Annotated in this window: 10 protein-coding genes and 1 pseudogene; 5 read left to right on the top strand and 6 right to left on the bottom strand. The window is 54.6% G+C overall.

Features of this window, described 5'->3' with window-relative positions; genetic code table 11:
- Positions 1 to 295: 295 nt before the first annotated feature.
- Positions 296 to 421 (top strand): LysR family transcriptional regulator, encoded by a 126-nt coding sequence (locus FHW16_RS29110; protein ID WP_281410138.1) that lies wholly within the window; start codon positions 296 to 298, stop codon positions 419 to 421.
- A 639-nt stretch (positions 422 to 1,060) separates the two neighbouring features.
- Here the strand turns inward: FHW16_RS29110 and FHW16_RS22570 are convergent.
- A pseudogene (locus FHW16_RS22570) lies at positions 1,061 to 1,500 on the bottom strand (enolase C-terminal domain-like protein); the annotation flags it as partial.
- Positions 1,501 to 1,618: 118 nt separating this feature from the next.
- A complete protein-coding gene (locus FHW16_RS22575) occupies positions 1,619 to 2,530 on the bottom strand; it encodes a LysR family transcriptional regulator (protein ID WP_182551539.1) in 912 nt (303 codons plus the stop codon).
- A 113-nt stretch (positions 2,531 to 2,643) separates the two neighbouring features.
- On the opposite strand from FHW16_RS22575, the gene FHW16_RS22580 reads away from it, so the two are divergent.
- Both FHW16_RS22580 and FHW16_RS22585 read left to right on the top strand, forming a co-directional pair.
- Positions 2,644 to 4,005, top strand: coding sequence for an MFS transporter (locus tag FHW16_RS22580; protein ID WP_182551540.1), 1,362 nt, complete (start codon positions 2,644 to 2,646; stop codon positions 4,003 to 4,005).
- A gap of 35 nt (positions 4,006 to 4,040) precedes the next feature.
- Entirely contained in the window at positions 4,041 to 4,451 is a 411-nt protein-coding gene (locus tag FHW16_RS22585) for a DUF4440 domain-containing protein (RefSeq protein ID WP_182551541.1), read from the top strand.
- Positions 4,452 to 4,576: 125 nt separating this feature from the next.
- On the opposite strand, the gene FHW16_RS22590 is transcribed toward FHW16_RS22585, so the two are convergent.
- Positions 4,577 to 5,554, bottom strand: coding sequence for a pyridoxamine 5'-phosphate oxidase family protein (locus tag FHW16_RS22590; protein WP_182551542.1), 978 nt, complete (start codon positions 5,552 to 5,554; stop codon positions 4,577 to 4,579).
- 25 nt (positions 5,555 to 5,579) lie between these two features.
- The gene (locus tag FHW16_RS22595) at positions 5,580 to 6,191 is read right to left on the bottom strand and encodes a glutathione S-transferase family protein (protein ID WP_182551543.1); all 612 of its coding nucleotides are present in this window, start codon (positions 6,189 to 6,191) and stop codon (positions 5,580 to 5,582) included.
- A gap of 124 nt (positions 6,192 to 6,315) precedes the next feature.
- On the opposite strand from FHW16_RS22595, the gene FHW16_RS22600 reads away from it, so the two are divergent.
- Entirely contained in the window at positions 6,316 to 7,215 is a 900-nt protein-coding gene (locus FHW16_RS22600; RefSeq protein ID WP_182551544.1) for a LysR family transcriptional regulator, read from the top strand.
- A 564-nt stretch (positions 7,216 to 7,779) separates the two neighbouring features.
- The gene (locus FHW16_RS22605) at positions 7,780 to 8,970 is read left to right on the top strand and encodes an extracellular solute-binding protein (RefSeq protein WP_182551609.1); all 1,191 of its coding nucleotides are present in this window, start codon (positions 7,780 to 7,782) and stop codon (positions 8,968 to 8,970) included.
- 950 nt (positions 8,971 to 9,920) lie between these two features.
- On the opposite strand, the gene FHW16_RS22610 is transcribed toward FHW16_RS22605, so the two are convergent.
- Complete coding sequence (locus FHW16_RS22610) at positions 9,921 to 11,147, bottom strand: MFS transporter (RefSeq protein WP_182551545.1); 1,227 nt, start codon at positions 11,145 to 11,147, stop codon at positions 9,921 to 9,923.
- A 205-nt stretch (positions 11,148 to 11,352) separates the two neighbouring features.
- A complete protein-coding gene (locus tag FHW16_RS22615; RefSeq protein ID WP_182551546.1) occupies positions 11,353 to 12,435 on the bottom strand; it encodes a 3-deoxy-7-phosphoheptulonate synthase in 1,083 nt (360 codons plus the stop codon).
- Positions 12,436 to 12,833 lie beyond the last annotated feature (398 nt).

A 12,833-nucleotide genomic window follows, 5' to 3' on the forward strand; every position in this document is an offset into this window, starting at 1 on the left:
CCGGGACAGCTCAACCAGAGCGGAGAGATGTTGATCGAACGGAATAAGAAATCGTTGATATATGGTGAGTTGATCACGTGGAGCTCCATAAATCCCGTACCGTGATTGGGGTGGCATTGATCGGCTAAAGCCTTTTGTTAATCGCATCGCTCTCGGTTCCAATCCTCTCTAAGCTTGGGCACCGGCTTTTTAGCCGCACGTGCCGCGACCAGTAGTGCGATAGCCTCCTTGCATGCGATGGCATAAGGTGAAGCGGATATCGTAAGTTCGATCATGAAGTGACACGTCATTGCTCATGACAACAACAATAGACTTCTCTGAAATGCAGGCTTTTGTCGCTGTGGTGACGGATGGATCGTTCACGGCAGCGACGGAACGCCTCGAAACGGACAAAGCCGGAGTGAGCCGCACTGTATGGTGAATGGAGGAGAAGCTTGGTGCACGCCATCTGAACCGATCGACGCGACAGCTCAGCGTGACCGAACTCGGACAGGACTATATTTCGAGCGGCCTCTGCGAACTTGGCGGTTGTCGTAGCTTCTGAAGCTGCAGTGGCGCAACAAGCTAGGTGTTTAGTCCCGGCATTTGATGGTGCGGGTTGAGTGTAAACCGTTCTGGCTCGTTTGCCCAGAGATGACGAAGTTTTTTGAAATACACGGGTTTACGCCGTCGGCCGCTTATTCCAACATCAAGGACTATGCTCTTCACGGAAAACCAAACTCAAGCGGCGATTTGGACTTTGAAGTGAAAATGAACGCCTTTCATTGCCCTTGATTGCTGCTTGGAGAGAGTTTTTCATTATCCTGTGACCAGCACCCGGATACGCTTCTCGACGGATACTACGAATGCCATTTTTTTATAACTGCACCCTTGTACAAAGGGGCAGCGACATCAGGGGATCGTCCCGAACAAATGTAAATTGCTTGGTGTCCAAGACCCTGCAGAGGACGTTGATTAGTTCGACCGCTCCACCTGAAGTCGGTGTTACCCGCGATTCGACATTCTGGTTGCAGGCTTTTTCTGACCTTCACAATAGCTTTTAGCTCGACTGCCAATATTGCTAGGCGAAGGCATAGGAGCCGTCGGGTCGCTTCGGCACACGTCGTTGCCAGTGAAGGTAGCCTTCCTCTGTCATTACCTTCTCGTCCATCTCGACCCCCGAGCCTGGCCTGTCAGGGCGCAGCTCCAGATAGCCGTCCTTAGGAAGGTAGGGGTCAACGACACAGCGGGTTTCGCCCTGCCGCTTTTCGATATCTTTTCCGCCATAGACTAAGGCTGACCCTTCGGCAGCCGGTATTCGAGAATGCGGAAGTTTTGAGCAGCGGCAGAGAAATGAACATTGACGGCAGTCGCCAGCGGTCCCATCGGATGATGCGGAGCCACGCCGACGAAGAAGGCTTCGGCCAACGTTGCTATCCGGCGCATCTCGCTGATGCCGCCGACAACGCAGATATCGGGCTGGATGAGGTCTGCTTCCTTGACCTGCAAAAGCCGGAAGAACACCGGCGCAGTATTTCGCACAACGCAAAGTGCTGCCGCCTGATGGAAATTGAGGGGCCTTCAGAGCGCGCTGGGCTGCATCTTTATGAATGTTTCAACTTGCCATGCTGAAATGGGATCAACGCCGGACATGATCCTTAAGGAAACGGAGCCATGCCTTGATTTTCTGTGGGACCGTCGGCATGGGCAGGTGCATCGCGTAAATCTGTTGATCCGGGAGGCGGTAGGATGGCAGGGCATCGACCAGGGTGCCATCGGCTAGTTCCTGTTTGACGAACCAATCCGGTAAGAGCGCGACACCTGCACCCGCACTCGCCAGTGCTTTGACCACCGATGCGTTGTTGGCAAGAAGGCGGGAATGGCGAGACAGCTCGATGGCGCATTCGCCCCCATCTGGATCGAACATTGTCCAGCTCTTCACATGAGCGACGGTGGCGTTACTAATGAATGGTAGCGCACTCAGCATTTCAGGTGTGCCGACAGCCCCTGCCGCAAGTCCGGCAATGATGCTCGGTGATGCGACAGGCCTGAGCTGATAGGTACCAAGGTGAATCCCGACATAAGGCGTGATCTGGAACTGCTCGTTGCGCCCCAACCGTATTGCGACATCAAAACGGTCCCGCAGGAGGTCGACATTCGTCGCGTAGGCCTCGAACTGCACGTCAAGGTCCGGGTGAAGCGTGGTGAATTTCTGCAGCGCCGGAGCGATCACCGCAACGCCGTATTCAACAGTCGATGTCAGCCGCAAACTGCCGCTCAGCACAGTTTGCTCCGCACGCGCTTCGGCGATCGCCTCTTCCGCTTCGGTGAGAATCCGCAAAGCACGTGCATAGAACCGTTCACCGGCATCGGTCAGAGCAAGGCTGCGCGTGGTGCGGTGAAGCAGGGTGACGCCCAATTCGATTTCAAGCTGTTTCACATTGAAACTAACCGCGGCTCTGGCCTGATTGAGCTGCTTGGCTGCCCCCGTGAATGATCGGGTTTCAACCACGGCCCGGAAGGCCGTCAGACGATCAAGGCTTACTCCCATATACGCGATCCATTGGTAAACATATTCGACAAGTGATGTAGAATTATATCGTCTCGTTTGACGTAAGAAAAGGGAATATCTTGGGGGTATTGTCTCTTTGGAAGGTTTCCCCGTTGTCCGCCCGTGCCCGAATTGCCACCCTCTATCTACTCGGCTTTGCCATCGATCTAGCGAATATGTTCATTTTCAATGCCGCCCTGCCGGCATTAGGGCGGGAGCTGGCCGCATCGGTTGCAGAACTTGCCTGGGTCGGCACGATCTACATGCTTGGTCTGACCGTCGCTATTCCGTTGGGAAGCTGGCTCGCACGCCGGATTGGCGAGCGCCGCGTGTTGGTCGCCTCGCTGCTCATTGTCGCAGTAGGCAGCATCGGCGGGGGCAAGGCCAGCGGGATTGCAACATTACTCGCCTGGCGCCTGGTTCAGGGTCTTGGCGGCGGCCTGCTCGTGCCGGTCGGCCAGAGCATGGCCTATCGCGCCTATCCGCCAGAGGACCGCGCTCATCTGACAGCGGTGGTTATGACTGTCGCTCTACTGGTCCCGGCGCTTTCACCTGCCATTGGCGGGGTCGCGGCCGATCACGTGTCCTGGCGTTGGGTATTTATCGGCATCGCACCGCTGGCTGCAGCCATCGCCGTGTTGGCCCTTGTCTGGGCCCCGGTCGATAGGCTGACGGGCGCAAAGCCCGCACTCGACATTCAAGGCTTTCTGTTGAGCGCCATCACCTTGTTCTGTCTTCCTCTGGGTCTGACCCTAATCAGCCAAACGGGAAGCGGCCCTCAGGCGATGATCCTCCTCGTTATAGCGGCAGTCGCAGGCGTTGCCTATGTCCGCCATGCGCTGCGGTCACGCGAGCCTCTGCTTGACCTGCGCCTGCTGTCCGATCCGATGCTCAGGACCGGCAGCATCATCTATCTCTGCGTACCGGGGGTCTTCACGGGCGTAAATCTGATTGCCTCGCTCTATTTCCAGGATCGTCTTGGCCTGACGGCTACGCAGACGGGCATGATGATGCTCCCATGGGCCGGTGCGGCTTTCGTCGCGATCATGTCCACGCGCAAGCTATTTGCATCGCGGGGCCCACGCCCGCTCTTCCTTGTCGGCATGGCCTTAACCTCAGTTGGTGTGCTGCTGCTGGCAACGCCGTTCGCTGGCCAGTTTCTTGTCAGGATCGCGTCCTTTATCGCCATGGGCTTCGGCGCAAGTCTTTGTACGAGCACTGCGCAGACGGCCGCTTTTACGTCGATTCGCACCGAGCGGACGGCAGAGGCTAGTGCGCTGTGGAACATCAACCGCCAACTCAGTTTCTCGCTTGGAGGCAGCGTGCTCGGGGGCTTACTCGGGCTTTTCCTTGTCACAAACGGCGGTGCGGGCACAGCCATGCCTTACCGCACCTGTTTCGTGATTGCCTCCATCTTGATCGTGCTGCCGCTGCCCTTCGTTCTGCGCCTACAGCCGCTTGAGCCAAGCGTCTAGTTCATTCTTTCATATTGTCCGACAAGGAGCCGAACATGACCGAAACGACAAGATTCTTCCATGAGATCGTCGATATCCATAGGGCGATTGAACGCTGGTTCACCGGCAGAGCAGAGCCTGCCGAGCTCGTACCGCTGCTCGCCCGTTTCTCGCCCACGTTTCAGATGGTCTCCATGCAAGGGAACACGCTCGGCAAAGAGGAGGTGGCCGAACTGTTCGGACGAATGCACGGAAAGCGCCCCGAACTGCGCATCTCCATCGATCAGATGGATACCAGCCACGAATGGCCAGGTGGAGTTTGTCTCACCTATCGCGAAACCCATGCAGATTCAGACGGATTTCAAACCGTACGGCGCTCGACAGTGCTGCTCGAAGCCTCTGCAGATGGCTCGCTCCAATGGCGACATCTGCACGAAACGCCAGTTGCAAGCCTAGGAAGGAGCTGATGGAAAGAATGGTTTATGTTGGCCTCGACTTTCACTCTGACGGTTGCCGTTGCGCCAGCGGAGATGACGGGAATGGTGATGTGCGGTTTTACGATTGAGCTATAAATGCCACCCGAATCCCATCCTTAACCCGTGGAAGCTGCGATTGCATTTTCCGGCCAGATTCCCGTTGCCAGTGAATTTGGTGACCAGCCATCATCCGCTATTTCGAGCTGCAGGGGCAAACAGTTTTCCCGGCGTATAACTCTCTTGGGAGAGAACCTCCAGAACAGCTCTGCGCCTTGGAAACCACGGGTCTGTTCCGTTTCGCTAATCTCGGCAGTGCCTGTCATCTGTAGCAACTGGCCGGCTTTTGTGAAAACAAGGCCAGCACGTGGGTTCACCAGAAAATTTCCGAGAGTGTTGTAGAACCGGTTGCCCATGAATTCGGGAATAATGAGGCTTCCATCACCTTCGACGCGAACAAAGCCAGAGCGTCCACCGCGGTGTGAAACATCAATCCGTCTGGATGCGTCAGACCCGCCAATGTAAGACGCAACGAATAAGGTGTCGGCTTGGGTTACAAGGCTTTTTGCTGCAGCATCCAAGGTCTCGATTTCCTCGATTGTCCCGGTATAGGGCCGTCGAGGATCATCGAGCAGGTCCATGCTACGGAGTTGAATGTATTTCGGGCAATTGCCGAAGCTCTCCTCCACATCGAGTTGGAACTTGTCATTGCTGCTGCGTGCGATATGTCCGTTCAACCGGTTTCGACGGCGAGTTCGCAGATCAATACCAAGTAGAGCCAATGGCGCGCCATCGTACAAACCTGCGTCAGCTGGATCTGACGGGTCCCGCGGCAAGTGCACGTGGAGTGAGTGGGAAGTGGGCGCAGTCATGAAGCCAGGAGGACCGGCTCGGACTGTTGCCCACACGTCGCCGGCCGGATCGATGGCTCCCAACACGACCATTGGTAATAGTGGATAAAACTGCCGATGTTGCTCGATCAGTTCAGTCCGGATAACCTTTTTTCCAATTTCCGCCATGCGATCGGCAACGCCCATCGCGTTCTGAAGTGCCACTTCTCCTAAGTGCCAAGGCGATAAAGCGTTGTGGTCTGTCATGGCGTTACTCCGGACTGGTTAAGGATCAGGCTCTTGTTGTGAGCGGTGTTTCCACAAAAGGAATGAAATTTGGCAGTGCTTCCATGCGCTGTAGCCAAGCCTGGATTGCGCCATAGACGGTGAGATCAATATTCCCTTCAGGCGCACGCGCAACATAGCTGTAAAGGGCAACATCGGCGATCGTCGGCCGGTCAGCAGCAATCCAGTTATGCAATGCCAGTTCGAAGTCGATCAGCTTTAAAATGGCGTGGGCTCGACCGATTACCTCTTCTGGGCGAAATGGCGCGTTGAAGAGTGTGATGAGGCGTGCAGCAGCCGGACCAAATGCTATCTGTCCTGCCGCGACCGAGAGCCAACGCTGGATTCGTGCGGCACCGAGCGCGTCTTCCGGCAGCCAATCCGTACGCCCAAACTTTTTGGCCAGATAAACCAAAATGGCGTTGGAATCAGCGACAACATTCTGGTTGTCAACCAGTACGGGTATCTGGCCAAAAGGATTGAGTGCAAGAAAAGCATCACTCTTATGCTCGGCACTCTTGATATCGACAAGGACCAGTTCGTGATCGGCACTGATGAGTGAAAGAAACAGGAGCACCCGGTGAGAGTGACCTGAAAGAGGGTGGTAGTGGAGTTGCATGGCTCTGACCTCGGAGTATTGATTAAACTCCGTCAAATGTGATTGCTTTCCAAAGGTAACTCAATCCATACTTTGTGCACTTCACTATTCCAGAAATTGAAATAATTAAGATCAGAGGCAGCTGATGGACCGTTTGGATGGTATGCGAATATTTAGTCTGGTCGCGGAGCAGGAAGGCTTTGCCAGTGCTGCCAGGACTTTGGGGATGAGCGCTGCCACGGTAACGCGCGCAGTTGCAATGCTCGAACACTCCCTCGGAGCCAGACTCTTGGTAAGGACCACTCGTTCGGTAAAACTCACGGAGGTGGGGTTTCGATATCTGCAAGATTGCAGGCGTATTCTGGCAGAAATAGATGAGGCTGAGGCGCAGGCTGCTGGCAGTTTTTCGGCGCCGGCCGGCACACTGACAATCACAGCTCCCACAATATTTGGGCGTCTGTATGTTTTGCCAATTATTCTAGAGTTTCTCGACCAATATCCCGGGATCAGCATTCGGACCGCGTTTGTTGATCGCGTCACCAACCTGATCGACGAAGGCATTGATGTGGCAGTAAGGATCGCCCATCTTCCTGTTTCCGGGCTAAGCGCATTGCGGGTTGGTTACGTCAGGCGTGTCATATGTGGAGCGCCTGCCTACTTCGAAAAACATGGTATTCCCAAGACACCGAAAGATTTGCATGTCCATCGGTTCGTTGCGCGTAGCGGGCTCTTCGGAACTCTGGAGTGGAGCTTCGGCAGGAACTCGGAAATCAGAATTCCAGTCACAAGCCGCTTCCTTTGCAACACCAATGAAGCAGCCATTGATGCGGTTGCAGCGGGTTGGGGCATTTCGCGTTTTTTGTCATATCAGGTGGCACACGATATTCAGTCTGGCAGGTTACAACACGTTTTGGCAGACTTTGAAGAAGAACCCGTACCGATCCATGTTGTCCATGCAGAAGGACGGGTTGCCTCCGCACGAATGCGGGCGTTTGTCGATTTTGCGGCCAAACGGCTGCGAGCCAGTGAACATATAGGAGGCTAGTAGCGCAAAGTTGCTGAGTTTCGTTATCGGTCACCAATTTTCATCAGCTCGCGCCATAACGCTCTCTTGAAATCCCGATTTGGTTTGAAAAGCCGATCCAACAATTCCTGAAATGACGGACCACAACATTCACAGCTATTGCATCGCAAGTGCTATGCTTTGTTGAGCACTTAACGGTCAGAATCTATCAATCAGATTTGGCCATTCGCCCTCAATTAGCTGGCGTGAGTTCTTGTCGAAGAGCGGCTCGCGTGGGTGTTCAAGATGAGTGCATCCGTTGCATCGGTGCGAGCGGCTCTTATAGGAAGACTTCTGCTGGTGTTTTATGACCAAGGTAACTGTGCGGGATCTGTAGCAAATATTTGTCAATTTGAGTGATGGTTTGATGCTGGTTTTAGTTAAGCCAGGAATTTCAAATGTTCAAACGTCACCATTTCGACCAGCGCTTCGCCCTACAACCCAAGCCCAAGGGCGAGTTGCATTTTCCTTAAATAATATACTAATATGTTATTCTTGTTTTGGGAGAAGCGAGAATAATCGGACATTTCTGGGAGGAAAAGAATGATTCTAATTAATCGCCGACAAGCAATCGGGGGATTGGCTGGCGTTGCAGGAATAAGCGTTTTGCCGCGCTTTGCTTCCTCGCAATCTCTGGCTTTGCCGTCATCGCCGGTAGCGCTAAACATTATTGATGTGGCCGGAAATCTGCAGTTGACGCAGGCCGCAATCGAGAAATTTGCCAAAGAAAACCAGTCACTTATATCGAAGGTGATCTTTTCAAGGGCACCTTCGCCGGAACTTCCTGCAAAGCTGAAAGCGCAGCAGACCGCCAATCGTGTCGATATTGATTTAGTGCTGACCGGCCCGGGCGCCATGTCGGACGGTATCACGCAAGGACTATGGATCGATGTCTGGACGAAATACCCGGATCTTCTACCGAGAGCCGATGCAATCTATCATGAGAAGGCACTTATGATGCAGAAGAATTTCGGCCAAAATGAAGGGGTGGCTGTCGTCTATTCGCCCTCTGGGCCGTTGTTCGAATATGCTCCGGAACGGGTCAAGACGGCACCGAAGAACGCTGAAGAGCTGCTCGCTTGGGTCAAGGCAAATCCCGGGCGCTTCTGTTATGCCCGTCCCGTTAATTCAGGCCCGGGATGGACCTTCCTGATGGCGATGCCCTACATTCTCGGCGATAAGGATCCAAGCGATCCTATCAATGGCTGGGAGAAAACCTGGACCTATCTGAAGGAACTCGATCAGGGTATTGATTACTACCCGCCGGGCACCACTGCGACCATGAAGGAGTTTGCGGAAGGCACACGTGATATGGTTGTGTCGACCTTCGGCTGGGATATCAATCCGCGTGTCCTTGGGGTCGTTCCCAAAGAGGCGGAAACTTTCGCGCTTGAGGGCACACATTGGGTCCCCGACACGCAATTCATGTGCATTCCGCGGGGCGTGAACAATGACAAGGTAGCGGTGCTTCTGAAGCTCATGTCCTTTATGCTTGAGCCGGCACAACAGGCTTACACCTATGATAAGGGTTACTTTTATCCCGGCCCCGCCGTGAAAGATGTACCGCTCAATCTGGCACCACAGGAAAGTCAGGATGTCATCGCAGAATTCGGCCGGCCGACCTATGAAGCGCTGATTGCAAAATATCCCGTTGAGGTACCGCTAAAGCCGCGGTCGCTCGTTGCCGCGTTTGAAAAATGGGACCGCGAAGTCGGCGCCAACAAGATGAACAAGTAACAGATAATATCGTGCGATTTGCCGTCATTTCTATCACATGATTGGCAGTCTCGTTGAAGCCGACGCTGAATGCACAGGCTGAAAGCGAGGATCCTTTACTCACGGATAAAACCAGTACGTTTTCTTGAACTAGGACGTGAACCCAAAAACGCGAACGGCTATCTGATTTTTACGATGGCGTGCCGTCGATTCCAGATAGTCACCGACAGGCTAGCCGTTTAGGGCAACACCGGTGGTCTATTTCTTTTGATTGCCAGCAAAGGCGGCCGTCGAGCCAAGGCCGATATAGACGAAACCACTGACCCAGCGCTCAGCCTTCAGATATACGGCACTGCGCTTCAGCCACTTGCCGGCGGCACTTGGCGACCTTAATCATCTTTTAACTTTCTCCACCTCACGAGATAGCCAAATCCTGGGCCAATCAGGATCCCGCCTATTACCCATTCAGTCACGGTTAGCGGCCGCTCATCGGGATCGTGTCCTGTGAAGTAGAGAAAGAGGAAAGAGGCCAGTATACCGCCAGCTAAGAGGGTCACGGCGATAAACAGACCTTTATGAAAGTTTTGCATGGGCCTTCAAACCTCTGAACGTAGCCGTTCTCTTAATAAAATCGAAGATTACCTATCATATCAGGGGATGGAAGCCTCATTAAGTGGTTGTTCGTAGAAATCATCCTCGGAGAAAAATAAGGAACAAGCGAACCTTCACAGGAACTCAAGATACGCAACGGGCCTCGATCAGAATACTTGGGCCGAACAAAAGAGCCGGAGTTCTATCTAGAGGTTTCAACTACAATTAGCAGGTCCGGGTTCGATGCCTGAAACTGCCAGTTGTCGGCATCTACAAATAGTCATTACTCATTAATGCTCTCGTTCTTTGGAGCCGCTGGATAGGCGTCCCTAAACCGCTGCCAAGAAACCGAAAAGATCACCCCAGATAGAGCTCCTATATTACTCGCCAGCCAATGTCTTGACCCGCGCGAGGTCAGGAAAAAGACGTATCCAGACGAGCACAATGATGATCGTGCCAACGCCGCCAACGACGCCGGTCAACACGGGGCCCAGCAGGCCTGCAAGCATGCCGGATTCAAATTCACCCAATTGGTTCGAGGTGCCGATAAACAGTGAGTTGACCGCATTGACGCGGCCGCGCATTTCGTCCGGGGTCAGCAACTGCACCAATGAGCTGCGCACGACAACGCTGATAGTATCGGATGCTCCGACAACAAACAGCGCCGCGACTGATAATGCAATGTTTGTCGAGAGTGCAAAGATGATGGTTGCGAGGCCGAAAATTCCAACCGCCCAGAACATTTTTCGGCCCGCTCCGGTATTAAGCGGGTAGCGCGCCAACATGATGGACATGGCCAATGCGCCGATTGCCGGACTCCCCCGCAAAAGGCCGAGCCCCCATGGCCCCGCATGCAAAATGTCGCGCGCGAACATCGGCATGAGAGCCGTCGCACCCCCGAGCAACACGGCGAAGAGATCGAGCGAGATTGTGCCAAGCAGGATCGGCTTGCGGCGAATGAAGGACACACCAGCAAACACCGAAGCAAGGGTTACCGGAGCGCGCGTAACTACGCGCCGCTCCATACGAATGGAGATGACATTGATGCTGGCGATGAGAAAAAGTACGGAGGAGACTGCGAAGGGAGCAACGGCATTGATACCGTAAAGCAGACCGCCGAGTGAAGGTCCGACGATGAGCGCCGTTTGCATCATCGATGTCGTGGTCGCGATCGACCTCTGGAGCAGTGTCGCTGGAATAATACTGGGCAATAGCGCTGCCATTGTCGGTCGTTCAAACGCCTGGGCTGCGCCAAGAATAGTGACTGCGGTCATAATGCCTACAGGGTTCAATACATTCTGCCAGACGGCGAGGGCAAGCGTCAGGACGGTCATGCACTCAATGATCTGACAGACCAGGCCAATCCGCCGACGGTCAAAACGGTCAGCGACCTGCCCGACAACGAAGGTCAACATCACCATTGGCAGAAATTGACAGAGGCCGACAAGTCCGAGGGCGAAAGCGCTGTGGGTCTGGTCATAAACGGTCCAACCCACGGCGATTGCTGTCGATTGAAATCCAAGCGAAGAGAAAACCCGTGATGCTGCGAAGTTGAGATAACCTGGATGGCGAAGAACGCTGTCTCTGACGGGCTGAGTGCTATCCATATTGATTTTCCGGCTGTGCGTTGAGGCTCGCTGTGCATGCTTGAGGTGGACGACGGCACGGCCCCTTGGGTTCGCTCAATTACAGGAAGGACGGCGATCTGGTGCTGTTTAAGCGACGGATCCAGACGTTGCAACACACGACTGACACCAAAATTGCGCCTGCAAAAGCCCGACTGCCTGGCTCTCGCCGGCAGTCGGGCCCTGACTATGCCCCGACCTTTATGGCCGTGCGGTTGACGATACGACGCTGTTGGACGGCAAGTGCCAGGCGCTCCAGCACGAGCACAGTGCTGTCCCAGCCAATGCAGCCATCGGTGATGCTCTGGCCATAGACGAGTGGTTTACCCTCTACCTGATCCTGCCTTCCGGCTACGAGATTGCTCTCAACCATCAATGCGATGATGCGATTGTCCCCGGCCGCGACCTGTCCGGCAACGTCCTCGACCACGACCGGCTGGTTCTCGGGCTTTTTTGAACTGTTGCCATGATTGGCATCGATCATTACCACTGGCGAGAGGCCGGACTTCACAAACTCGGCGCTGGCTGCCTCGACACTCGACGCATCATAGTTCGTCGTCTTGCCGCCACGCAGGATGATATGGCAGTCCTCATTGCCGGTGGTCGAAGCAATTGCGGACTGACCTTCCTTCGTAACCGCCATGAAATGATGCGGTTGCGAGGCCGATTTTACGGCATCCACGGCAATGCGGACATTGCCATCCGTGCCGTTTTTGAAACCGACGGGACAACTCAGGCCGGACGCAAGTTCGCGATGGATCTGGCTCTCCGTGGTGCGGGCGCCGATCGCTCCCCAGGCGACGAGATCGGCGATATACTGGGGTGTCGTCATGTCCAGGAATTCACAGGCTGCCGGAAGGCCCAGATTGTTGACGTCGAGCAGGACCTTGCGTGCAATGCGAAGACCCTTGTCGATCTGGAAACTGCCATCAAGATCAGGATCGTTGATCAAACCCTTCCAGCCCACCGTGGTGCGAGGCTTCTCGAAGTAGACGCGCATGATGATTTCCAGCGACGAGCCAAGCTGCTGCCGCAGTTTTACCAGACGGCTGGCATAGTCGAGTGCTGCCACTGGATCGTGAATGGAACAAGGACCGATCACCACTGCCAGGCGGTCATCGCTGCCGCGCAGGATGTTGTGGAATACTTGGCGGGATTGTGTGACGGTGCGGGTTGCCTCCAGCGTGCGCGGGTACTCGCCCAACACGACAGCGGGGGTCGTCAACGCTTTGATTTCACGGATGCGAAGATCGTCAGTAGTGCTCAACATGGCCTTGGTTCCAGTCTCTGGGATTTTCTCGGGGGGCTGCTTGGTTCCCGGCTGGCGGCACAAAAAAACCGCCAGATGGGCTGGCGGTTGTTCGGGACTTATTTGCTGCTATCTCTAGATCGAGCGCACCCCTACCTCCGCCTGCGGCCTGCGAAAGCCAAAATACCAGAAAAAATACGGGGCGGATGCAAAGGTCATGACCGGCCATATAATCACGGATGATGTGTTTGTCCAGCGCCTTTTGCAAGCCAGCCGTGCTCGACTTCAATCAGACAAATCGGTGTTACACGGCCATCCTCACCCTGAGACTTCGCTGCGATGGTGTGGGCGGGAATGGAGGCTCAGACGTCGCCACCTGAGTGCCATCCTTCTGGCGCATCCAAACCAACTTGCCGCAA

It is taken from the genome of Phyllobacterium myrsinacearum, assembly GCF_014138285.1.
Taxonomy (GTDB): domain Bacteria; phylum Pseudomonadota; class Alphaproteobacteria; order Rhizobiales; family Rhizobiaceae; genus Phyllobacterium; species Phyllobacterium myrsinacearum_A.